This window comes from Vreelandella arctica, assembly GCF_037070215.1.
GTDB classification, from domain to species: Bacteria; Pseudomonadota; Gammaproteobacteria; order Pseudomonadales; family Halomonadaceae; genus Vreelandella; species Vreelandella arctica.
The window spans coordinates 22527-46329 of record NZ_JBANSN010000026.1; the positions used below are offsets into that span (position 1 = coordinate 22527).

Annotated in this window: 24 protein-coding genes; 13 read left to right on the top strand and 11 right to left on the bottom strand. The window is 54.0% G+C overall.

The genetic code is table 11. The features are described 5' to 3' along the window. Positions 1-33: 33 nt before the first annotated feature. Positions 34-237: a putative motility protein gene (locus V8L70_RS17745; RefSeq protein ID WP_101145272.1), complete on the bottom strand. Its 204-nt coding sequence runs from the start codon at positions 235-237 to the stop codon at positions 34-36. A 307-nt stretch (positions 238-544) separates the two neighbouring features. On the opposite strand from V8L70_RS17745, the gene V8L70_RS17750 reads away from it, so the two are divergent. From V8L70_RS17750 to V8L70_RS17780, 7 genes are all read left to right on the top strand, one after another. Next, the gene (locus V8L70_RS17750; protein WP_008957030.1) at positions 545-1009 is read left to right on the top strand and encodes an SUF system Fe-S cluster assembly regulator; all 465 of its coding nucleotides are present in this window, start codon (positions 545-547) and stop codon (positions 1007-1009) included. A 78-nt stretch (positions 1010-1087) separates the two neighbouring features. After that, positions 1088-2530, top strand: a complete 1443-nt coding sequence (gene sufB, locus V8L70_RS17755) for a Fe-S cluster assembly protein SufB (RefSeq protein WP_008957029.1) — start codon at positions 1088-1090, stop codon at positions 2528-2530. A 71-nt stretch (positions 2531-2601) separates the two neighbouring features. Further along, complete coding sequence (sufC, locus tag V8L70_RS17760; protein WP_008957028.1) at positions 2602-3351, top strand: Fe-S cluster assembly ATPase SufC; 750 nt, start codon at positions 2602-2604, stop codon at positions 3349-3351. After that, the gene (sufD, locus tag V8L70_RS17765) at positions 3348-4688 is read left to right on the top strand and encodes a Fe-S cluster assembly protein SufD (RefSeq protein WP_008957027.1); all 1341 of its coding nucleotides are present in this window, start codon (positions 3348-3350) and stop codon (positions 4686-4688) included. Before sufC ends, sufD begins: the two co-directional genes overlap by 4 nt. Before the next feature lie 69 nt (positions 4689-4757). Then, complete coding sequence (locus tag V8L70_RS17770; RefSeq protein ID WP_101145271.1) at positions 4758-6023, top strand: cysteine desulfurase; 1266 nt, start codon at positions 4758-4760, stop codon at positions 6021-6023. 49 nt (positions 6024-6072) lie between these two features. After that, positions 6073-6642 carry a putative Fe-S cluster assembly protein SufT gene (gene sufT, locus V8L70_RS17775; protein WP_101145270.1) on the top strand — a complete coding sequence of 190 codons (570 nt, stop codon included), beginning with the start codon at positions 6073-6075 and terminating at the stop codon, positions 6640-6642. A gap of 18 nt (positions 6643-6660) precedes the next feature. Then, positions 6661-7383, top strand: a complete 723-nt coding sequence (locus V8L70_RS17780; RefSeq protein WP_035586392.1) for a SanA/YdcF family protein — start codon at positions 6661-6663, stop codon at positions 7381-7383. On the opposite strand, the gene V8L70_RS17785 is transcribed toward V8L70_RS17780, so the two are convergent. The 4 genes from V8L70_RS17785 to V8L70_RS17800 all read right to left on the bottom strand — a co-directional run bounded on the left by V8L70_RS17785 (position 7380) and on the right by V8L70_RS17800 (position 10380). Continuing rightward, the gene (locus V8L70_RS17785) at positions 7380-7826 is read right to left on the bottom strand and encodes a hypothetical protein (RefSeq protein WP_008957023.1); all 447 of its coding nucleotides are present in this window, start codon (positions 7824-7826) and stop codon (positions 7380-7382) included. The genes V8L70_RS17780 and V8L70_RS17785 overlap by 4 nt on opposite strands. Before the next feature lie 87 nt (positions 7827-7913). Then, entirely contained in the window at positions 7914-8822 is a 909-nt protein-coding gene (gene rimK, locus V8L70_RS17790; protein WP_008957022.1) for a 30S ribosomal protein S6--L-glutamate ligase, read from the bottom strand. A gap of 43 nt (positions 8823-8865) precedes the next feature. After that, the gene (locus tag V8L70_RS17795) at positions 8866-9306 is read right to left on the bottom strand and encodes an ATP-dependent zinc protease family protein (protein ID WP_008957021.1); all 441 of its coding nucleotides are present in this window, start codon (positions 9304-9306) and stop codon (positions 8866-8868) included. A gap of 36 nt (positions 9307-9342) precedes the next feature. Then, the gene (locus V8L70_RS17800) at positions 9343-10380 is read right to left on the bottom strand and encodes a DUF3549 family protein (RefSeq protein ID WP_101145269.1); all 1038 of its coding nucleotides are present in this window, start codon (positions 10378-10380) and stop codon (positions 9343-9345) included. A 312-nt stretch (positions 10381-10692) separates the two neighbouring features. On the opposite strand from V8L70_RS17800, the gene V8L70_RS17805 reads away from it, so the two are divergent. Next, positions 10693-11025 (top strand): YqcC family protein, encoded by a 333-nt coding sequence (locus V8L70_RS17805; RefSeq protein ID WP_008957019.1) that lies wholly within the window; start codon positions 10693-10695, stop codon positions 11023-11025. A gap of 93 nt (positions 11026-11118) precedes the next feature. Here V8L70_RS17805 and V8L70_RS17810 read toward each other — a convergent pair whose 3' ends face one another. From V8L70_RS17810 to V8L70_RS17835, 6 genes are all read right to left on the bottom strand, one after another. Beyond that, entirely contained in the window at positions 11119-11742 is a 624-nt protein-coding gene (locus V8L70_RS17810) for an OmpW/AlkL family protein (protein ID WP_101145268.1), read from the bottom strand. A 269-nt stretch (positions 11743-12011) separates the two neighbouring features. After that, positions 12012-13502, bottom strand: coding sequence for a sodium/proline symporter PutP (gene putP, locus V8L70_RS17815; protein WP_008957017.1), 1491 nt, complete (start codon positions 13500-13502; stop codon positions 12012-12014). A 195-nt stretch (positions 13503-13697) separates the two neighbouring features. Then, positions 13698-16889, bottom strand: coding sequence for a bifunctional proline dehydrogenase/L-glutamate gamma-semialdehyde dehydrogenase PutA (gene putA / locus V8L70_RS17820; RefSeq protein ID WP_101145267.1), 3192 nt, complete (start codon positions 16887-16889; stop codon positions 13698-13700). 150 nt (positions 16890-17039) lie between these two features. After that, positions 17040-17873: an AraC family transcriptional regulator gene (locus tag V8L70_RS17825; protein ID WP_101145266.1), complete on the bottom strand. Its 834-nt coding sequence runs from the start codon at positions 17871-17873 to the stop codon at positions 17040-17042. 24 nt (positions 17874-17897) lie between these two features. Further along, positions 17898-18257 carry a hypothetical protein gene (locus V8L70_RS17830; RefSeq protein WP_008957014.1) on the bottom strand — a complete coding sequence of 120 codons (360 nt, stop codon included), beginning with the start codon at positions 18255-18257 and terminating at the stop codon, positions 17898-17900. Between the two features lie 275 nt (positions 18258-18532). Further along, on the bottom strand, positions 18533-18940 hold the full coding sequence (locus tag V8L70_RS17835) for a CBS domain-containing protein (protein WP_035557597.1): 408 nt from the start codon (positions 18938-18940) through the stop codon (positions 18533-18535). Positions 18941-19185: 245 nt separating this feature from the next. On the opposite strand from V8L70_RS17835, the gene V8L70_RS17840 reads away from it, so the two are divergent. The 5 genes from V8L70_RS17840 (at position 19186) to V8L70_RS17860 (ending at position 23796) form a co-directional block, all read left to right on the top strand. After that, complete coding sequence (locus tag V8L70_RS17840; RefSeq protein WP_101145265.1) at positions 19186-19731, top strand: YqaE/Pmp3 family membrane protein; 546 nt, start codon at positions 19186-19188, stop codon at positions 19729-19731. Between the two features lie 87 nt (positions 19732-19818). After that, a complete protein-coding gene (locus V8L70_RS17845) occupies positions 19819-20688 on the top strand; it encodes a carboxylate/amino acid/amine transporter (protein WP_101145264.1) in 870 nt (289 codons plus the stop codon). Positions 20689-20751: 63 nt separating this feature from the next. Then, positions 20752-21699 (top strand): NAD(+) kinase, encoded by a 948-nt coding sequence (locus tag V8L70_RS17850; protein ID WP_101145263.1) that lies wholly within the window; start codon positions 20752-20754, stop codon positions 21697-21699. A gap of 2 nt (positions 21700-21701) precedes the next feature. Beyond that, positions 21702-22718, top strand: a complete 1017-nt coding sequence (locus tag V8L70_RS17855) for a metallophosphoesterase (RefSeq protein WP_232774512.1) — start codon at positions 21702-21704, stop codon at positions 22716-22718. A 226-nt stretch (positions 22719-22944) separates the two neighbouring features. Further along, positions 22945-23796 (top strand): rhomboid family intramembrane serine protease, encoded by an 852-nt coding sequence (locus tag V8L70_RS17860; RefSeq protein ID WP_101145262.1) that lies wholly within the window; start codon positions 22945-22947, stop codon positions 23794-23796. The last annotated feature ends 7 nt before the right edge of the window (positions 23797-23803 follow it).

A 23803-nucleotide genomic window follows, 5' to 3' on the forward strand; every position in this document is an offset into this window, starting at 1 on the left:
TCAGGGGGCTATTGATTTATCAGCCCTCGACTTTTACGCAGTAGTATTAATTTGCGTACCGACGCTTCCACTTGTGGCCAGCTGTGGCGCCTGGGCAACGCTGTCCATTAGCGCAGTAATATGCGTTGCTTGTCCGTCTAACGCCTCTTTAAAAACGTTAAACTGGGCCTGCTGGACTACTTGCACCTGCTGCATCGCCATTGAGGCGCTGACCATATTGTTGACTGCTGAATCCATCTTTTAATCCTCGAATAGCAAGCCGCCATCCAGAGCGATGGCACTCAATACTCAATCGAAATTACCAGACGCTGTTCATACATGCAAAGCGATAGCCAGCAGCAGTATAAAGCTAATAGCTTTTTTAAATGATAATGATTGTTGTTTTTGATGCGATTAGCGTCGATCGTGCTGTTATTTTGCTCAAATTGCTAACCATTTGGCTCAAGGGCTTCACATCAAATTTATACAGGACTAAAATGGTACTCAATTGATGCAGCCAACGAGTTGATTGACTGCGTACCAAGCACATAAAAGGGGAGTCGACATGCTCAAGCTTTCTCGGCTGACAGATTATGCCGCTGTAGTGATGGCACAAATTGCCCGTCACTCCCAAGCATCACATGCAGCGGCCGACTTGGCTGAGGCTGTGCAGCTGCCACACCCCACGGTAAGTAAAACACTTAAAATGTTGGCACGTGCGGGGCTGTTGGTTTCCCAGCGTGGTGCTCAAGGCGGTTATCGCTTGGCGCGGCCAGCATCACAGATTACGGCAGCCGACATTATTGCGGCGATTGAAGGCCCTGTTGCCATGACCGAGTGTAGCCAAGCGGAAGGCGATTGCGAACTTGTGGCTACCTGTGGTGTGGCTGACAACTGGCAGCGGGTTTCATTGGCGATGCGAACGCTGCTTGAAAGCGTGACCTTAGCGCATTTAGCCGATACAGCGCCGATTAAATTGCCGGTGCAATTGCCAATTCAAACGATCAGCCTGTCGGCAGCGTCTGCCTAACAGCGGCGCAAGTACAGCAGGCCTACTTTATTATTAAAGGCGATGATCTCGCCACCCAACTGCCCGGAGGGTATCACCATGGCAAGCGAAGAAATGGAACAGTTGGTTCGTCGCGAATACAAAGACGGCTTCGTAACCGATATTGAAAGCGACACCCTGCCACCTGGCCTGGATGAAAACACCATCGCCTTTATTTCCAAGAAGAAGGGCGAACCCGAGTGGATGCTGGAGTGGCGCCTGGATGCCTATCGTCAGTGGTTGAAGATGGAAGCGCCATCTTGGGCGCATCTTGATTATCCACCGATCGATTACCAATCGATTTCCTATTTCAGTGCGCCGAAGCGCCCGGAAGACGGCCCGCAGAGCCTGGATGAAGTCGACCCCAAGCTGCTGGAAACCTATGAGAAGTTGGGCATTCCGCTGCACGAACGTGCGGCGCTGGCAGGCGTGGCAGTAGACGCAGTATTCGACTCGGTGTCGGTTGCGACCACTTTCAAAAAACAGCTGGGTGAGGCAGGCGTGATTTTCTGCTCCATCTCCGAAGCTATCCGCGACTACCCAGAGCTGATCAAACAGTATCTGGGCACCGTGGTGCCCGTGGCAGATAACTACTTTGCGGCGCTGAACTCAGCGGTGTTCACCGACGGCTCCTTCGTGTTCGTTCCAGAAGGTGTGACCTGCCCGATGGAGCTGTCCACTTACTTCCGCATTAACGCGGCCAACACCGGCCAGTTTGAGCGCACGCTGATTATTTGCGAAAGCCGCGCCCAGGTTTCCTACCTGGAGGGCTGTACCGCGCCAATGCGCGATGAAAACCAGCTGCACGCCGCGGTGGTAGAGCTTGTCGCCCTAGACGACGCCTATATCAAATACTCCACGGTACAGAACTGGTATCCCGGTGATGAGAATGGCAAGGGCGGTATCTACAACTTTGTAACCAAGCGCGGCGATTGTCGTGGCGACCGCTCGCGGATTAGCTGGACTCAAGTTGAAACTGGCTCGGCGATTACCTGGAAATATCCTTCCTGCGTACTGCGCGGCAAAGACAGTATCGGCGAGTTTTACTCTGTCGCCGTGACTAACGGACGCCAACAGGCCGATACCGGCACCAAGATGATTCACATTGGCGAAGGTACCCGTTCGTATATCGTTGCTAAAGGTATCTCTGCCGGTCGCAGCAATCAGTCGTATCGCGGCTTGGTGAAAATCGGCCCGCGCGCCAAAGGGGCACGTAACTTTACCCAGTGTGACTCTTTGCTAATTGGCGATAAGTGCGGTGCGCACACCTTCCCTTATCAAGAAATTGGCAACAGTACGGCGACCATTGAGCACGAAGCGACCACTTCTAAAATCGGTGAAGACCAGCTGTTCTACTGCCAGAGCCGCGGTATCTCGGAAGAAGACGCGGTCAGCATGATTGTGAATGGCTTCTGTAAAGACGTCTTCCAAGAGCTGCCGATGGAGTTTGCCGTAGAAGCGGAAGCGCTGCTTAACGTCACCCTGGAAGGCGCAGTAGGTTAAGTCCTAGCCGTTCAGTCACTCATTTTATTAGTGTCGCCGTAGCGACTCGCCAGAATTAGAAGGTAATCAATATGTTGCAAGTGAATGATTTACACGTCACCGTCGAAGGCAATGAAATCCTGAAAGGCCTCACCCTGACTATCAACGCGGGTGAAGTGCACGCCATCATGGGGCCGAACGGCGCGGGTAAATCGACGCTATCGGCGGTCATCGCTGGTAAGGATGGCTATGAAGTTACCCAGGGCACCATTACCTTTGAAGGCAAAGACGTGCTCGAAATGGAAATTGAAGAGCGCGCCCAGGCTGGTTTGCTGCTGGGTTTCCAGTACCCGGTTGAGATCCCTGGGGTTAAAAACATCTACCTACTGAAGTCGGCGCTTAATGCCCAGCGCGTAGCGCGTGGCGAGGGCGAAATGCCAGCGCCGGAGTTTATGAAGCTGGTGAAAGAGAAGCTTGGTTACATGAAAATGGACGCCAGCTTCCTACAGCGCGCCGTTAACGAAGGCTTCTCTGGCGGTGAGAAAAAGCGTAACGAGATCCTGCAAATGCTAGTGCTTCAGCCGAAGCTTGCCATGCTCGACGAGATCGACTCCGGCCTGGATATCGACGCCATGAAAGTGGTCGCCGATGGTGTCAACAGCCTGCGCGCTGAAGACCGCGCTATCCTGCTGGTGACTCACTACCAGCGTCTGCTCGACTACATTATTCCGGACAAAGTCCACGTCTTGGTCGATGGCCGTATCGTGAAAACTGGCGACGCGGAACTAGCCAAGCAACTGGAAGCCAATGGGTACGAAGGTATCGAGGAGTCTGTGGCATGAGCGATACGCAAACCTTTTTAGACACGCTGAAGGCGCGCAGCTCGAGCTACACGGCAGAGCCCACCTGGATTGCCGCTCGGCGCCAAGCGGGTGCTGCACGTTTTGAAGCGCTGGGTTTCCCCACTAGGCGTGATGAAGAGTGGAAGTACACCGATGTGCGCTCGATCGCCCAGGGCAACTTTGCGCTCGCCGACAACGCCGAGTTCTCTCAGGCCAGTGCCGCGGCACTGACGCTGCCCATTGATGCTTATCGCCTGACGTTTGTAGATGGCGTTTTCTCGTCGGCGCTCTCGGATGTGGACTCGCTCCCGTCAAGTGTCCAGGTATTACCGCTCTCTAAAGCGTTAGCAGAGAATCACGAAGCGGTTGGTGGCCCGCTGGGGCGCTTAACCGGGGTGGATTTCTCACCGTTTGCGGCGCTGAATACGGCGTTTATGGAAGAGGGCGCTGTGGTTCGCATTGCACCGGGAACAGTCGTTGAGAAACCTATCCTGCTGCAGTTTCTGTCCCGCGCTGGCCAGCCGGTGATGTGCCACCCGCGCGTACTGGTGGAAGCAGGTAGCCGCAGCGAAGCCACGCTGATTGAACACTACACCGGCGAAAGCGAAGCGACCAACTTCACCAACGTCGTGGGTGAACTGATGCTTGATCGTGGGGCGATACTGGCTCACTACAAGCTGCAGGAAGCACCGTTGGGCGATATGCACGTGGCGAGCATTCATGTCGAGCAGAGCCGCGATACGCGCTATACCTCGTACAACCTGAGCCTGGGTGGCGCACTGGTGCGCAACGACTTGATCAGTGATTTGAACGGCCAGGGCGCTGAAACTAATTTTCTGGGCCTGTTCTTTGGTCAAGGACGCCAACACGTCGATAACCACACCAAGGTCAACCACAACGCACCGCTGACGTTCTCCAATGAGAACTACAAGGGCATTCTGGATGACCGCGCTCACGGCGTGTTTAACGGCAAGGTCTACGTCAAGCGCGATAGTCAGAAGATTGAAGGGTTTCAGAGCAATCAAAACCTACTGCTGTCGGATCGTGCCCACATCGATGCCAAGCCTGAGCTTGAAATCTACGCCGATGATGTTAAGTGCTCACACGGCACCACTACCGGCCAGCTGGACGAAGAGGCGATCTATGCCCTGCGCACGCGCGGTATCGATGAAGCCACCGCACGAGGCCTGCTAACCCTCGCCTTTGCGGGAGAGGTGTTGGATAAAGTTAGCCTGGATGCGATTGCCGAGCGCGTTGAACTCGCGGTTGCGGGTAAGTTGCCGGAGCGCTTTAATCTTGCTGGGCTTGTTGAAGCGGCAGCCGCAATTAACGACTAGCTCTTTAAGACCCGCTTTTAAAGGCCCGCTTTTAAAGACTAGCTTCAAGGGCTCAACGAGGAGTGATTGATGCCAAATACCGTTATTGAGCAGGCGCCCGCGCAAGTGCAAGCACCCTTTGATGTCGCCCGTCTGCGTCAGGATTTTCCGGTGCTTGCCCGTGAAGTGCACGGCAAACCGTTAATCTACTTAGACAATGCGGCGACTAGCCAGACGCCTCAACAGGTGATTGACGTTTTTAGCGATTACTACTCGCGCTATAACGCCAATATTCACCGTGGGCTACATACCCTCGCCGATGAGGCGACGGCGGCGTTCGAAGGCACGCGTCACAAGGTTCGGGCTTTTCTCAACGCGGAAGATGCGCGTCAGATCATCTTTACCCGTGGCACTACGGAAGCCATTAACTTAGTCGCTCAAAGCTGGGGGCGTAAAAACCTTGCCCCTGGCGATGAAGTGCTGATTTCCATGTTGGAGCACCACTCCAATATCGTGCCCTGGCAACTGTTAGCCGCCGAGATCGGGTTTACCATTAAAGTGATTCCCGTTGAGGCCAATGGCGCATTGGATATGGCTGCTTATCGTGGGCTGCTGAGTGAGCGTACTAAGCTGGTAGCGGTCAATCATGTCTCTAATGCGCTAGGGACTATTAATCCTGTGCAGGAAATGGCGGCGCTTGCTCACCAGCACGGCGCCTTGATTCTGATTGATGGCGCCCAAGCTGCCCCTCATCAGATAGTCGATGTGCAGGCGATTGATGCCGACTTCTATGCGTTCTCGGGCCACAAAGTGTATGGGCCTACTGGCGTAGGCGTGCTGTATGGCAAGCAGGCTTTGCTGGCAGCGATGCCGCCTTGGCAGGGCGGCGGTGAGATGATTAAAACCGTCTCTTTCGGTGCAGGCACCACCTTCGCCGATATTCCGCACAAGTTTGAAGCCGGAACGCCCGCCATTGCGGAAGTCATTGCGCTGGGGCGTGCACTTGAGTGGGTAGAAAGCGTTGGTGTTAATGCCATCGGCAAGTGGGAAGGGCAGTTGCTTGACCGCGCGACGCAAGCGGCTGGACGAATCGATGGGCTGCGTATTTTAGGCACCGCACCGCAAAAAGCAGGCGTGCTGTCGTTTGTGGTGGAAGGGGCGCATTCGCAAGACATCGGCTTATTGATAGATCAACTCGGTGTTGCTATTCGTACCGGCCACCACTGCGCGCAGCCCTTGCTGCATCATTTCGGAGTCGATGCGACGTGCCGTGCTTCATTTGCTGCGTATAATACGCTTGAAGAAGTGGATAGCTTTATTGAAGCGCTCAACCGTGTCATTGGTATGGTGCGTTAAGGTCGGTTCTTTAAGGCCAGCTCTTTGAAGAACGTTTTTAAGGACAGATATGGATCTTGAGCAAGTAGCCAGTCTCGAACGGGGTCAACAGTTGCCGCTCCAGCGCGATGTGGAGGCTATTGCCATTCCGTTTGGAAGTACGGAAACGCTCGTCGAAGATAGCGTAGTCAGCGTCATGCAGGCTAAAGGTAGCTCGGTGAGCGTCGGTTTTGAGGGGCGACTTTTCTTGATTGAGGGGAGTAACCTTGATGCGCTGGGGCTTGAGTCGTTGCCCCGCCCTACGCTGCCTGAAACTGCGAGTGAAGAGGAAATCGAGCAGTTTGTGTGGGATCAGTTACGCACCTGCTTCGATCCAGAGATCCCCGTCAATATTGTTGATTTGGGCCTAGTTTACGGCTGCCGCATTGAGCGCCTGATCAGCGGCGAGCGCATTGCGACTATTCGTATGACGCTAACCGCCCCGGGATGCGGTATGGGCGATGTTATTGCAGCGGATGCGCGCAATAAGATTCTTGGTGCACCGCAGATCAGCAAAGTACACACCGAGATAGTCTTCAGTCCCCCCTGGAGCCGTGACATGATGAGTGACGAGGCCAAGCTTGAACTCGGCATGTTCTAACCCCAGCTGGGGAACTGGATGCATAACCTCTTGTTGAAATGGTTAAAGCGCTTACTAATGTCGCTAGGAGCACTGTCGCTGCTGGCGACATTGCTGTTTATAGGTGGCAATTTTTGGGTGCTCGCGACGACAGCTGCTTATATCGAACGTCAGCCGCAGCAGTGCCGTCCCGCTAGAGTTGGAGTCGTCTTCGGTACATCTCACTGGACGCGCAGCGGCGTTCGGAATCCGCACTTTCATGCGCGGATGCGTACTGCGGCCACCTTGATTGAACAGTCCCAGGTCGAGCACCTGTTGCTGTCTGGCGATAATCGTACCCAAGCGTATAACGAGCCACGAGCGATGTGGCGCGAGCTTTATCGGCGCGGCGTCGCATCAGAGCAATTGACCATGGATTTTGCGGGCTTTAGCACTTATGACACCCTTGCGCGGGCGCGGGATGTGTTTCAGTTGGATAAAGCGCTACTGATTACCCAGAGCTGGCACCTTCCCCGTGCGGTGTACATTGGACGTGCGTTGGGGATGGATGTTACCGGCTGTGTGGCGGATGATGCCAAGGTGGAAGTCGAGTGGCGGTTAAAACTGCGCGAGTGGGCAGCGCGTGTGGCTACCCTGGGCGATCTGTATCTATGGGGTAGGGAGCCCTATTTCCTCGGCACTCCAGAGCCCATAGAGTTTAAGAAACGTGCGCCCATCGAGCTAATTCTGCCGTCACTCAACGAACGCTTTACGGCACCCTAGCGGTGCGTGTTGCGCTTTTGCAGCGCATAGAGTTCGCGAATCAGTTTACGGCACCCCCGCATACATTCCTCTACCACCGGTTCGATAGGATCAGGTAACGGATGGGTAAAGAGCGAAGAGAGCGCCTGCATCAATACACGCTCTTGCTCTAATAACTCATTGATCAATACTTGACTATCGTTACCCACGAAGCTTTTTAGACGGCTCCAAAGCCATAAAAAGTCATCGCGTTCAACATCTGCATCCCGAGGCAGCATTTTCAAATGCGCACGGGCAAGCTCCTGCAATTTACGCATCTGCTTAAGCCGCTCAGTATAATGCGGCTTTAAAGCGTCGCGCAGTGAGGGGCGCAGGCGTTCGATATTGTCTTGGAAATAATCAATGCTATCGGCCAGCGCTTCCAATACGCTGTCCATCGCCACTTGGCGATTATCGAGAAACATGAGCGTCTACCTCCTTCGGTGACGCAGATTGTGGGGGGGACAGCGTCGATTTGCCACCCCCGAATCGGATTATTTTAAGATTTTGCCTTAGCCTTTAGGCTTGGGCGGCGCTTTACGAGCTGGAGCGGCATTTCTTTCAATGTGTTCAATGATCATGCCCGCAATATCCTTGCCGGTGGCGTTCTCAATGCCCTGCAAACCAGGCGAAGAGTTAACCTCCATAATCACCGGACCGTGATTTGAGCGTAGCAAGTCGACACCGGCAACGCGCAGGCCCATGGCCTTGGCTGCACGAATCGCCGTTGAACGCTCTTCAGGAGTGATCCGGATCACGCTGGCGGAGCCTCCGCGGTGTAGGTTCGAGCGGAATTCACCATCCGCCGCCTGACGTTTCATCGAAGCCACGACTTTATCGCCGATCACTAAGCAGCGAATATCAGCGCCGCGTGCTTCCTTAATGTACTCCTGAACCATAATATTGGCTTTCATACCCATGAAGGCCTGAATCACTGATTCCGCCGCCTGGTTCGTTTCCGCTAACACCACGCCAATTCCCTGGGTGCCTTCAAGCAGCTTAATCACCAGCGGGGCGCCTTTGACCATGGTGATCAAGTCAGGAATATCGTCTGGAGAGTGCGCAAAGCCGGTAATCGGTAGCCCCAGCCCTTTGCGTGACAATAGCTGAAGTGAGCGTAGTTTGTCCCGCGAGCGAGTAATAGACACGTTATCGTTGATAACGTAGGTGCCCATCATCTCGAACTGGCGTAACAGCGCGCACCCATAAAAGGTCACCGACGCACCAATGCGGGGGATGACCGCATCAAAGTGCTCAATTTCTTGACCTTTATAGTGAATCGAAGGGTGGTGGGAAGTAATACTCATATAGCAGCGCAGCGTGTCCACCACACGAGCGGTATGCCCACGCTGCTCTGCAGCTTCAACCAGGCGGCGTGTAGAGTACAAATTACGGTTGCGCGATAGCAGAGCGATATGCATGTAGGAGACTCCGAGTCTAAATAAAGGCGGCTAATAAAAGGGGTTAAGGCTCACCGTGCAAAAATGCCGCACCGGGTGCAATTAGCAGGCGGCGCATGGCGCGGCGTCCTAATAGCATTGGGTGGCGCATATTGCTGCGGTCAGTCAGGGTCAGTTCAACCGGAAAATTCAAATCGCCCATTTGCATTGGGGTACGTATTACATAGCGCCACTCGCTATGTCCGTTTGAGCTGGTGACTCGGCGTCGATCATGTAAATGTAGATTGTAGCGATGGGCGGGTGTTGTTGGCCCAGCGCTGTGGGTAATAAAACTTACCCATAGTTGACCATGTTCATCTTCATGTGTCTCTATCTCTTCTGCATGCAGGGCGGAAGTACGCGCACCCGTGTCCGCTTTACAGCATAGGTGAAGCCCTAGCTCAGGTAGCGTCACCATTTCACGGCGTCCAATGACCGCCTTGGCCTGATAGGGTAATTCCTTCACGGCTCACTCCTTGCAATTAAAAATGACAACATCAAATCAAGCCTTTCTCTGCGACATCATCATGCTCAAACGGTGTTGAATAGAAGAACCTTCGGGCGCATCACGCATGGCCATCATGACCGGTAAGCGTAGCCGTGGGATGAGTGCAAGATCACGCACTACCGCGGCAAAATCAGTACGCTCATCTTCCGCCAAACGCTGTAGAAAAAGAGGTAAGCGCTCAGCGTCTTCAAGATACACCCAGCCACGCCCGGCAATGGCAGCCAGCACATCCGGCCCACAAACTGTGGTTTCTTTAAGTAAGGCGGAGTACCAATTACCCACCGCTGATGCATCCGTATTACCCACAGCGCGCAGACAAGCACACAACGTTTCAATGTCGCCCGCTTGTGCGGCGGCTTCGCCGCGACGTTGCAGCGCGACGACTAATGCCTGTGGCAATGGCTGGTGCTCTAAACAGTAGCACACGGAGTTAATAACGGCGGTAGGTAGGTCAGGCAGTCTCAGCGCTAACGTGTCAGCATCGGGCGACTCCATACGAACGACGTAATCGGCAATTCCCTGTAATCCTAATGCCTGCCAATCAATCGCCTGCTGGCCGCTCAAGTAATCCTCAACCGGCTCAAAATGCTGGCTGGCAGGTAGCCCTACGTCATAAGTTGCACGGGCATTGAGCATCGCTTGAAAGGTAATGCTGGGCGTAAAGGCGAGGGGATTATCCTTCATTAAGTGGTCCACGTCCGCTGTTTCTTCACGTCCCACCTGAGAAACAGCTCGACCTAATGTTTCCAGCAGACGATTTAAAAACGCATCACGCTGAGCTGGGGCAAGTATCCCCTGTTCATCGAGTGGCAGAGCTAAAAACCAAATGGCAGGTTCGGGCATATCCCCCAAACGGAATAGAATGGCTAAACGTGCTTGGCCTTGCCAAGGTTCTGGCCACGCCAGTTCGCCACGCTCAAAGGCGGCGAGGGACTCCCGTGGGCAGGCGACCACATGGCGGCCCATATGGTAAAGGGAAACCTCTGCGCCGCTGCGGGTAAAAAACTCATCAAGGGTTTGAATCGGTTGCATGACATCCTTCCGCGTTGCAAGCCTGCACTCTACCTTGATGATGGGTCACTGTCAGCCGCAGAGGCGGATAAATACCGACCAATGGGGATGCCTTACATGACAGTGTGGTTAAAAAGTAAACAACTGTGCGAAAGCCCCATGAGAGCAAGCGCTGCGACACCTTTCCATAGTTTATCCACAGGCTCGTGCAGGTTTTCTGTGAGTTTATGGATCACTCTTCACAAGTGGCCACGATTGGCAAGCAGCCAGCCAAATGGGGATAATGGTAATAAGATACGATTTTCATTTTACGAGGTAGTTACAAACGACGTTATGAGTACTTTTCAACCGCTACAGACAGCACTCCTAGAACTTGAAGCCGCGATGAAAGCCGCCGATCTATGGCGTATGCCGACACCTGACGCTGATGCATTCGCCAGCCAGCAGCCGTTTTGCATTGATACAATGTCGCTGCCTCAATGGGTGCGCTTTGTATTCATTGCTCGCTTAAACGCCTTGATTGAGGCCCGTGCCGCCATGCCAGCCAAGTGTGAGGTGGCCCCCGCTGTAGCCGCTTATTTACAGCAAGAGAAAACACCTGCCCATCATCAACTGCTTGTTGTACGCGCGGTAGAAAAAGTCGACCAGTTAGTTACTGAAAGCTGAACGGTATTTAAAGATTGAAGCGATTTAACAGACAAAGCCTGCCGCAAGGCAGGCTTTGTAAATTACATCTGTCATAACGCTTTTGAAGGCGGCTTAGAAGCGGTAGCTGAGGCCAGCCATTACCACTACTGGGTCGATCTCAACAGTGCCCGCCTCTGCGCCGCCCACTTTGGCATCGGAATCGATATCGATGTACCACGCCGCAGCATTTAACGCCCAATGTTCATCAATCAGCAGATCGACACCTACTTGACCCGCTGCGCCCCAGGAGTCGTCAAGCTCCAATGACGCGCCGATATCGGTTTTTTCGTCTGAAAAACGGGTGTAGTTAATACCTGCGCCTACATAAGGCTGAACACGGGCCTCGGTACCCCCTAACGGGTAGTACTGTAGTGTGAGGGTAGGTGGCAAGTGCTTGGTAGAGCCATCGGTCACGCCTTCCACCTGCAGGTCGTGTTTGAAGGGTAGTGCGGCCAGCAGCTCGACGCCCATCTTGTCATGGAAGCGATAGCCTAGCGTGAAGGCAAAATTCGTCTCCGCATCGACATTAACATCGGCGCCTAATATCTCACCGTTATTGCTTGTCGGGTCCACTTTCGCAACACCCACGCGGGTAAAAAAGTCACCCGCGCCATAGGCGAATACCTGGCTGCTGGTCATCAAAGCCGCAGCGGCAATACTGGAAACGAGTAGGGTGGAAAGGGCGGCTTTACGCATGAGTTGACTCCTAGTGGCATTGCTAAGCGACTATGGATAAGCCGCTTCATGATGTTTAAGAGTCTAATAAAGAGGTGGTCACTGGTTATTGATCTAGGGCAAGGGTTGGCTGCCTTAACGCCAGATTCGTTATTCAAAACATGAACGGCAGGCATAAAAAGGCCACCCGAAGGTGGCCCGTTCACATACAGCGCAGAGGGGCTGTAATGTAGCGACCTTCCTGTTGTCGATATATCTGACACGCAAAGGTCGCATGAACAACTTATTGGTTAGCGAGTGATGTGCTGATATTCACCCGCATCGGCCGTCATACTGCTCACTACCAGGATGGCAATAAAGGAAGCGATGAAGCCGGGAATGATCTCATACACGCCGGGACCTCCCATAAACTCACCGTTCCAGCCCAATGCAATCCAGATCATGACGGTAGCGGCACCCACTACCATGCCAGCGATAGCGCCAGCACCGTTCGTGCGTGACCACATCAGCGACAAGATAATCAGCGGACCAAACGCGGCACCAAAGCCTGCCCAGGCATTACTGACTAGCCCAAGCACCTGTGAATCCGGGTCTGACGCGATAACGGCCGCCACCAAGCCAACCAGTACGACACTGATCCGGCCTACGCCCACACACTCTTTATCGGTCGCTTCTTTACGAAAGAACAGGCGATAGAAGTCCTCAGTCAGTGATGAAGAGGCCACCAGCAGTTGGCTGGAAATGGTACTCATGACCGCCGCCAGCAGAGCAGCATAGAGGAAGCCAGTGATCAGCGGATGGAACAGCAGCTCGGCTAGGATAATAAAGATCGTTTCCGGATCTTCTACGTCCATGCCATTACGGACCGCGTAGGCACGGCCAAACACGCCCAGAGAGACTGCGCCAATCAGCGAGATGGCCATCCAGCTCATGCCGATATTGCGGGCAATAGGTACATCCTTCAGCGTTCGGATAGCCATGAAGCGCACGATGATATGTGGTTGGCCGAAATAACCCAGGCCCCAGGTAACGGCAGAGAGCCAGCCGATAAAGGTCAATCCTTCTGTCCATGAAAGTAGCGTGGGATCGACCTCATTGAGTGTCTGTGACGCTTGGGTGAAACCACCGCCACCTTCGCCAAACAGGACCACCGCCGGCATGATCACCAAGGCCAGCATCATGATGCAGCCTTGCACGAAGTCCGTCATGCTCACGGCCAGGAAACCGCCGACCACGGTATAGACCAGTACCACACCCAGCGTAATGATGATGCCCGTAGCGTAATCGCTCAGGCCACCAATGTTGATGACGCCAGCAAAGGCGCTTTCGAACAGCTTACCGCCTGCCACTAAGCCTGACGCCGTGTATACCGCGAAAAAGATAACGATGACGATGGCGGAGACCGTTCTCAGCGACATTGATCGAGTGGGGAACCGGTTGGCCAAGAAGGCTGGAATCGTAATCGCATTGCCATAGTGCACCGTCTGTTCACGCAAGCGCGGTGCCACCAGCACCCAGTTAAAGAAGGCACCCACGAACAGGCCGATACCGATCCAGGCTGAGCCCAAGCCGGATACGAACATCGCCCCAGGTAACCCCAGCAGCAACCACCCGCTCATGTCTGAAGCGCCAGCCGACAGGGCCGCCACCTTTGGGCTAAGGGTGCGGCCACCTAGCATGTAATCTTCAGAGGTGGATGTGGATTTGCGCATAGCATAAAGGCCGATGCCAATCATGAGCGCAAAGTAAGCAAAAAGGCTGATCCAAACGCCAATAGCCATAAAAAAGTCTCCTGTTTCTTAGTTATTAAGTCGGACGTAGCGCCGACAGGTTAGTGCGCTTACCGAGAAGAATGGGTTGTGGCGCAGTCTTGTTGTTGTTAATGGCTGTTATTCCCTTTTCCTGTTCACTTGACGTACCCCAGCAAATGTCAGGCTGGGGTGGGGTCGGAGAAATTTTCGGGCGTGATGAGCGGCTCACTCATCACCCAGCGCCAGTAGTGACGCGTTCCCGCCTAAGGCAGCGGTGTTATTAGTAATCGTTTTTTCAGTTACAAAGCGCTGCAGGTAGTGAAGACCGCCGGCTTTTGGCCCTGTGCCAGAAAGCCCTTGACCACCAAACGGTTGAACGCCCACCACAGCCCCAATAATATTACGGTTGATGTACACATTTCCTACGCGCATTTTCTGCGCTATTTCAGCGGCGAATGATTCGTTACGGCTATGTACGCCAAATGTCAGGCCGTAATTGCGGCCGTTAATGTCATTGATAACTTTATCAAGCTCGCTGGCTTTGTAACGCACGATATGCAGTATGGGCCCGAACTGCTCGCGCGTGAGTGAATCGATGCTATCAATCGTGAAGGCGACAGGCGCCACGAACGTGCCATCTTGAGTATGCTCAGCAGCCATCGGTGTTTCGGCGACCAGGCGATTTTCGGCTTTGAGTTTTTTGATGTGCTCCATTAAGCCTTTACGCGCCTCTTCATCGATTACCGGCCCCACATCAGTGCCTAAATCGCGAGGGTCGCCAATGCGCAGTTCATTCATCGCGCCTTTGAGGATTTCAATGACCCGGTCGGCAACATCGTCTTGTAGATACAGTACCCGCAGCGCCGAGCAGCGCTGCCCAGCGCTTTGAAAGGCCGACTGAATCACATCTACTACTACCTGTTCAGGCAGAGCAGTAGAATCGACAATCATGGCGTTCATGCCGCCGGTTTCCGCAATCAGAGTGGCCAGCGGGGCATTTTCTCGTGCCGCCAAAGCGCGGTTGATAATTTGTGCGGTGTCGGTGCCACCTGTGAAGACTACCCCGGTGATCCGCGGGTCGGAGGTCAGCACGCTACCTACTGTGGGGCCGTCACCGGGCAGTAGTTGGACGACATCACGGGGCATGCCCGCTTCGTGGAGCAGCTCAATAACACGATGCGCGACGATAGACGTCTGTTCCGCCGGTTTGGCCAGTACCGTGTTACCTGCTACCGCCGCTGCGACAATTTGGCCGCAGAAGATCGCGACAGGGAAGTTCCAGGGGCTGATGGCTGCGAATACGCCCTTGCCACCCATAAATAAACGATTGGATTCGCCAGTGGGGCCAGGGAGCTCGATAACTTGGCCGAAGTCCTCTTCAGCGCGCATGGCGTAGAAACGGCAGAAGTCGACGGCTTCTCTAATTTCATCGACGCCATCGGTAAGCAGTTTACCGCCTTCACGCGAGCACAATGCCATTAGCTCTGGCATATGCTCTTCCATCAAATCCCCCAAGCGACGGACAATAGCCGCCCGTTCGGCCACCGGCGTGGCGTCCCAACGAGGGAAAGCGTCCCAGGCAGCATCCAGCGCCTGGGTGGCCTGCTCTTTGCTCGTCCACTGAACGCTACCGACGGTTTTTTGGCGGTCGTATGGGCTGGTAACGCTATGTGTATTGGCGGCGTCGTCCGCGACATCAAAAGCGAGCAGCGGCTTCGTTGGGTATTGCTGATCCATAAACGCAGCCATCTTCTCCATGAGCGGATAGTAGTGGCTGCGTATATTCAGATTCACCCCACGTGAATTGCGCCGCTTGGGCCCGTAAATGTCTTTGGGTAACGGAATGTTCATATTGGCCAGGTGTTTCTGCTGGCGCAGAGTTTCAATCGGGTGCTGACACAGCCACTCGACCGGTACGTCAGGATCAACCAACTGGTGAACAAACGAGGAGTTGGCACCATTTTCAAGCAGGCGCCGCACTAAGTAGGGCAGCAGGTCTTTATGCGCACCCACCGGGGCGTAAATACGGCAGTAGGTACCTTTCGGGGCACGCTCAAGAGCAGCGTCATAAAGCGCTTCACCCATGCCATGCAGACGCTGAAACTCAAAAGGACGGCTATCGCGATTAGCAAATTCTAAAATAGTCGTCACAGTGTGGGCATTGTGGGTAGCAAACTGCGGAAAAATACGCCCATTGGTGTCGCTAGAGAGCAGGAACTGCGCGCAGGCGAGATAGGCTACATCGGTACCCGCTTTACGTGTAAATACCGGGTAGCCGTCGACCCCAAGCTGCTGGGACTCTTTAATTTCGGTATCCCAATAAGCGCCTTTGACCAAGCGCAGTGGAATCTCGTCGCCTTGCTGGTCGGCCAAACGGTTGATGTAGTGCAACACTGGCAGCGCGCGCTTGGAGTAGGCTTGAACCACTAAACCGAAGTGCCCCCAGCCCTTGGCGGCTTCACTTTCGTAAACCGCACGGAAGACTTCCAGAGAAATCTCCAGGCGATCGATCTCTTCAGCGTCAATAGTAACCGCAACATCCAGTGCACGCGCCTTGCTGACCAGCTTGATGACTGTGTCGACAAGCTCGGCAAGCACTTGCTCGCGGCGGCCAAACTCATAGCGTGGGTGAAGGGCTGAGAGCTTAATGGAGACCGACGGCGCCGGGGTTTTATCGCTTAACGTTTTGCAAGTCTTGCCGACTTGCTCAATGGCCCGTGCGTAGTCATCAAAATAGCGCTGTGCATCGTCACGGGTACGGGCGGCTTCGCCCAGCATGTCATAGGAGTAGGTATAGCCTTTATTGAACAGCGGCTTTGAGCGCTTCAGCGCTTCATTGATATCGCGACCCAGCACGAACTGTTTGCCCATAATCTTCATCGCTTCGTACATGGCGCGGCGGATCACCGGCTCACCCATACGATTAACCATGCGATTGATGAAGTTGGCGGGCTGCCCCTCTTTAGGGTGGTCTAGCTTGAGTACGCGCCCGGTCATTAACAGGCCCCAGGTAGAGGCGTTGACCATCCACGAGTCGCTCTTGCCCACGTGAGACTGCCAGTCGGCGGGGCCGAGCTTGTCTTCAATCAGGGCATCGGCGGTAGCTTTGTCGGGAATGCGCAGCATGGCTTCCGCTAGGCACATCAGCATCAAGCCTTCATGAGTATCCAGGCTGTACTGCTGTAGTAGCTCATCAATAGTATCGACGGCCGTGTCCATTTTTCGGACATCCTGAACCAATGCGGCTGTATTGGCTTCAATGCGGGCAAAGTCGTCGCGGTCAGCATCCAGCACCTTGATCAGTTCGCTGACATAGGCGCTTTCATCCACTAGATAGTGGTCGCTAACGCGCGCCATGAGAGTGTCGAGATCAGTTTGCCAGATGGCAGGGTCACGCATTTTCTTGGCATTGAGCATTGAAGCCCCCGAAAGTCTGAACAGAACGAATGGGTAACAGGGCGTTACGCCCAAGCTAGTCAGCGAATGTAGAGTGCGGCTAACTCAGGTGTATGCTGATTTCACGGTAAAACATGTCAATTCCGCGGCAAGCACAGTAACTTTACGACTTTAGTATAGTTTTTGCTGGCCAGCTAGCGGCCCTAACGCAGCGTTTGAGGCACTGAGCGCAATGGGTGACGCATCACCCTGGCGTAGTTTACGCGGCGACAAACCATAGCTACGCCGGAAAGCATGAGAAAGTGCGCTTTGGTTGGCAAAGCCGGTTTGAATGGCAATGTCGGTGAGCGGAAGTCGGCTTTGCAAAATCAGTTGGCGGGCCGCATTTAGCCGTTGCCGCTTGACGTATTGCCAGGGTGAAAGCCCGGTTTGGGCGCGGAAACAGTCGGAAAAATGTGCTTCGCTCAAACAAGCCAGCCGCGCTAGGTCGGCGACACGAAGCTCCTCAGCGAGGTGCTGGCGAATAAAATGATTAATTCGCGTCAAGTCCAGCCGACGTTGGTTTGAAGTGGTAGCAGAGCCCAATCTCGCTTTAAGGGAACCTAAAAGGGTGGCCGCTAAGCGGTCTTGCTGAAAGGAGTTGGTAGAGGTATCAAACCCTTGAGCAAGTTCGCTCTCCATAAAGGCTAAGTAGTGGCGCAGTGCGTTGTCTAAACCAAAGAAACGGGGGGCATCAAATAGCGCTACTAATTCGTGATTTTCACCTGTCAAAGCGGGCGCGTCCTCGGGCAGGTCGAGAATCAATTGTCGATTATGGCCATTGCCCGAATAGTAGTGCTCGTGATTGGCGGGCACGATACAGCCTGAAAAGGCATTGACGCGCCCACCCAACCCTTCAATTTCAAACTCTGACGAGCCACACATGGTGATGACTATTTGATGAAAATCATGAGCATGATGTTGCGTGGCGCTGGCTAGAGGTATTTGTCGAATGGTGCTCGGCATAGCAGGTCTCCTGGACCGCACCAGCTACTGCTGGCGGAGGGCTGTATGGGCGGACAAATGATCGCGAAGGGCCTTAAGTTCAGCCTGGCCCTCTTGATTGAGCAATGGTTTACCTTGGGCTACCATCCAGCGTCGGCCATGCTGCTCCATTAAATGCGCGGCACGGCGACGAATGCCATCCAAATACTCATTATGCCGAATAGGGTAGCCGATGATAGCGTTCCACTCGGTTTCGCTTACCTGGCTGTTGAGCGCTTTATCAAACAGCGCCAGTAAATCCTTAGGTTCAGTGCGGTAGCGCGGCGTGCTTGAGGTCATCAACACCAGCATTACCGCGCCAATCACCAGCAAGCACACCCCAAATACCAATAAATACAGCGCCATTCGCTGGGCTCCTAGGCGTCATCAGTTCACAAATTGTCGTTTAATTATACGCTTGACGCCGCCAAGGTCGAAAATTTTACTATTTTGCGAACTTTTTCAGCGCGGCGTGTCTGAGTATGTACAGACAACAGCGCGATAGCAGTCGCTAAAGTTGTTGTTCTGGCTCTTTGTTTTGATCCCTTGCTTCCGCTACTCCTTGAGTAGCGGTTTTTTTTGCCTGATGCTTGCCTGTTATATCGCCGCTTAAAGAAAGCGTAGCCAGCATAACGGCACGGCTAATGGCGGCGAATCATTAGCAGCGCAATTAGGATATCACGTCGTGTCACGATGCCTATTAACCGCTGTTGCTCCACGACCGGGTATACCTTGGGTTTCGCTGACCGCATTTCCTGTGCCAAGTCGGTAATGCTCTTATTCGGTGATACGCTGAGTACTTCGTGGCGCATCAACTCTTTAACGAGCGGCGCCTCATCATCGTGATAGATACTATCAAGCACACGGCCCAATACATCCTGCTCCGAAATAAAGCCGATTAAGCGGTCGGCGGCATCAACCACCGGTGCGCCTGGCAAGCGGTGCAGTGCCAGGCCCTTGGCTAATGTGGTGATGGATGCGTCGGGTGAAACACGGTAGCAATCGCGGGACATGATGTCGCGAACGATGTTGGGTGCTGCTCTACTCATCATGGACACTCCTCGATCATCGTATTCAGCGCTGTGACAATAATAAAGCTGTCGCAGGCAGTGCGTTGTGATTGTTCGTTGTTGTAGGCGCTAAGGGAGAATCAACTCTTTCACTGTAGGTGATTTGTTCATGGCGTGCGTCCTGCAAGCTATCTTTATTCAACGCTATAAGTACTGAATTTTCTGTGTTGTTAATTTTCTAATGGCATCACCTGACCGTTAATTAAGGCATCAAGGAGCCTTCCATGGATGCACGTGAATATTTAAACCGCAAAGGCGTGGGGAGTGAACGTGACCCGGATCGACCCAATACGTTAGAAGAGAAAGCCTGGGAACGGGCGAGGGGCTCTGGTCATCAACGGCCTAAATCGGGCACACCCCATGATTGGGAAGACTGGGAGCGCCATCACGATGACTTGGCTGAAGGGGCTGAAACCCTTGAGCAGAAAATCGATAAAGAAGCCCATCGTCTTGCCCAGGAGCGGGCGGCTCAGGCTGCTAAAGAGCCAGCTCCTGGCGCCGTAGAACACTTCACGCCACCGCCCAAGGCGGCGCTAGACGCGACCTCGGCTGCATCATCCAAAACGGCATCAGTAAGCCAGGCAGAACCAGCGACACCCGAGCCCGCCGCGTTGAAGTTCGCCTATTATGCCCTGGCGATGTGCCTGCCACCCCTCGCCATCGGCTTAACACAGGGCGGCCAAAAGCGAGTGATTATTGCGTTGGTGTTGACACTGGCGGGTTGGTTGCCCGGTGTGGTGTATGCGGCTTGGTGGTTGCAGCGGCGTTAACCAACGATTGTTATTACGTTTACGACTTGGCAGCTTCACCCATGTGCGTATAATCCGCGTAAACTAATTTATAAGCCGGGGTTTACGATGGGTTATCTAATGGGCGTTACCGCCCTGTGGGCATTTTCCTTTTCGTTGATAGGGGTTTATCTGGCAGGGCAGGTCGACAGCTACTTTGCGGTGCTGCTACGAGTAACGCTTGCCATGCTGGTGTTCCTGCCGTTTTTACGCCCCGGCCTGTTGCGCGGTAAGCAGCGGCTCGCCCTCATGGGATTGGGTGCCATCCAATTGGGGGTGATGTACACCTTCTTCTACCAATCCTTTTTGCTGTTATCGGTGCCTGAAGTACTGCTGTTCACGATCTTTACGCCTATCTATATCGCACTGCTGGATGACCTGCTGTTTGGCCGCTTTACCCCCATCTATCTCGTGACGGCACTGCTTGCAGTTCTCGGGGCAGGCGTCATCCGCTATGACGGTGTCGATAGCGGCTTCTGGATGGGCTTTCTAGTGGTGCAAGGGGCAAACCTTTGCTTTGCTATTGGACAGGTAGGTTATCGTCGATTAGCGGCTGATTTGCCGCCTACGCTGGCGTGGCACAATGTGTTTGGCTGGTTCTTCATTGGCGCAATGGTAGTGGCATTACCCGCTTATTTACTTTTCGGCAACAGCGCTGCATTACCGACCACTTCGCTGCAGTGGGGCGTATTGGCCTGGCTGGGGTTAGTGGCGTCTGGCGTTGGCTACTTTGCCTGGAATCAGGGCGCCACTAAAGTGGATGCTGGCACGCTAGCGATTATGAACAATGCGCTGGTGCCAGCAGGGCTTATCGTTAACCTGGTGATTTGGAACCGCGATGCGGATATCCCGCGCTTGCTGCTAGGTGCGCTTATAATCGCGGCCTCGCTGTGGCTCAACCATTGGTGGTGCCAGCGTCGTCAAGTGGCCGTTAGCTAAGCCTATTTGCCCGATACCTCCGGTGTCTCCATAATGGCGGCTTCTGTTAGCGAGAGTCGGCCCATGAGCAACACCTTACCGCCAGATGCCAAATCTTCAGAGGCTAGCTCGCTCTCCAGCGATCAATCAGGCAGGCCCTTTAAAACCATCGGGCTGATTGGTCGGTTGGGTAGCGATAAAGTAATCGATTCTCTGCAGCGCCTGGTGACCTATCTCGTCGCCCATGAGTATTCGGTGCTGGTGGAAGACCGCACGGCTACTGCCTTGCCGCACCATGGTCAACCGGAAGCAAGCCGCCGCATGTTGGGGGAGCTGTGCGATCTGGTGATCGTGGTGGGAGGCGATGGCAGCTTGCTTGGTGCGGCGCGTACGCTCTGCCGAAGCGGAACGCTTATTTTAGGGGTCAATCGTGGCCGCTTAGGGTTTCTTACTGACATTTCGCCAGATGAGCTGGAAACTCGTGTTAGTGAAGTGCTCGCGGGCGAATTTGAGATTGAACAGCGTTTCCTGTTAGACGCCGTGCTCTACCGTAACGGTGTTGCGGTGGGCAACGGCGATGCCTTGAATGAAGTCGTTCTGCACCCCGGCAAAGCGGTGCGCATGATTGAGTTTGAATTGTTTATTGATGGTCAGTTTGTTTATAGCCAGCGCAGCGATGGCTTAATTGTCGCCACGCCTACCGGCTCTACGGCTTATGCACTCTCGGGTGGTGGGCCGATCATGCACCCCAAACTTGATGTAGTGACGCTGGTGCCGATGTTTCCCCATACGCTGTCGAGTCGGCCAATCGTGATTGATGCCGCCAGCGAAATCCGTATTCATATTGGCGAAACTAACCAAACCTATCCGCATATAAGCTGCGATGGGCAAACGCGGGCGGTAGCGAAGCCTAACGATGTGTTGGTGATTACCCGTAAGCCTGAACGCGTTCAACTGGTGCACCCCATCGGACATAATTTCTACGAAGTGCTGCGCAGCAAATTAGGCTGGAGCCACCGGTTGGGGGATTAAGCATGCAGCGTGAAACGCAAGGCAGGCCTCAGCTGGAAGGATATGACCTGATTGGTGATGTCCACGGCTGTGGCGCTACGTTAGCCGCATTACTCGAAAAGCTGGGTTATCATCAGCGCAGCGGTGTATACCGCCACCCACACCGCAAGGTGATTTTCCTTGGCGACCTGATTGATCGCGGGCCGCGTATTCGCTTGGCTGTGACCATTGCCCGGCGGATGGTAGAGCAGGGCGAGGCCTACATTGTGATGGGTAACCATGAGTACAACGCCCTGGCGTATACCCATCCAGGGCCTGAAGGTAGCCACAAGCGCTGGCTGCGTGAGCATACTCCTCGGCATAATCGCATTATTCAAGACACCCTAGAGCAGTATCGCGACTACACCAACGAGTGGGAAGATACGTTGGCGTGGTTTAAAACTATCCCGCTCTGCCTTGAGATAGATGGGATTCGGGTGGTGCATGCCTGCTGGGATCAGACGCTGATTGACGAGCTAAAGCAGCGACGTCCTGATCAATGTATGGACACCGAGTTTTTGGTTGAATCCACCGACCCCACTACCCAAGCGTATCAAATACTAGATCGCCTCACTCGAGGCCCGCATGTCTCGCTGCCTGAAGGGATTGCGATACACTCTGGCGATGGCTTTACGCGGAAAAGTTTCCGCGCCCACTTTTGGGCTCAAGACCCACAACAGTGGGGTGATGTGGTCTTCCAACCGGATAACCTGCCCGGCGATCTTGAAACCCGCGAACTCACGGCCGAAGAGCGGCAGCAATTGAGTTATTATGGGCCAGAACAGCCGCCGTTATTTATTGGTCACTACTGGTGCGAAGGGATACCGTCGCTTCCCGCTCGCAATATCGCCTGTTTAGACTACAGCGCGGTCAAATATGGCCGGTTAGTCGCTTATCGCTGGAGCGGGGAGGCGACGCTAAATGCCGACCACTTTGTATGGATTAAGGTGCCGAAAGAGGAGCGGGCATTGCCGAAACCATGGGAAATTGATTTTGATTAGGTGATTATTTCTTTGGTTACTTTTTTTTACATAATTTTTGCAAAACGGCTGAACTAACGCTGCTGTCGGCTATCAGAGTAAGTGTTCCCTTGAATGATCCCTTGCTTTTATTCTCCGGCGGTCCCCACCGCCGGTTTTTTTTGCCTGCTTGTTGGCAGCCGATAGCTCGCCCAATACCTACTCGCTGCGGTCAGCGTGCCGTTAGCGCATTGATTAGAGGGATGTTATGCATCCAGTGATGCTTTTGCCCGATCACGCGGATACAAGCGAACTGCGCAAGGCACTTTGGCGCCACCGCATTGGTCACCGCATTACCGACGAGGCCGACGGCCAGCTGCTATGGATTGCTGACCCTCGTCAGCACGATGAATTAAAAGCACTGGTAGAGCGCTGGACACAGGGGGAACCCCTGGAGCTTCAGCACTCAGCCAAGCGTTCACGCAACATGACTGCTTCCCTGACTTCTCTCAAACAAGTGCCGGTGACGGCCTTGATGATTGTGATAAGTGTGGTGGTGTTTGCCCTGATAGAGGTGTTCGGTGACCAACTGATCGTGACGTTGACCATCGTGCCCATCGGTATTTCAGGGGGTGAGCTGGTGTTCGGTCAGCTGTCGCAAACGCTCTCGTCAGGGCAGGTGTGGCGCTTACTATCGCCTGCATTTCTGCACTTTGGCTGGATGCATTTGATATTTAATCTGATGTGGGTGTGGTACTTCGGCCGTCAGATTGAAGCGCTGCAGGGCAGCCGCACTATGCTACTGCTGCTTGTTGTGGCGGGCATAGGGGCCAACATCGCTCAGTACCTGACCGGTACCGTATTGTTTGGCGGTATGTCCGGTGTGGTTTATGCACTGCTGGCCCACGTTTGGTTGATGTCCCGGCGGGTGCCCAGAAGTGGTTTCTTTGTGCCACAAATGTTGGTGGTCTTCATGCTGGGGTGGATGGTGTTCACCATGACCGATATGGCGGGCAGCGTTGGTTTTGGTAATGTCGCTAATGAAGCGCATTTGGGTGGCCTACTCGTGGGGCTGGTCACAGGCTGGTATTATTCATCCCGCCGTTTGAAAAAACATTAAGAGGCCG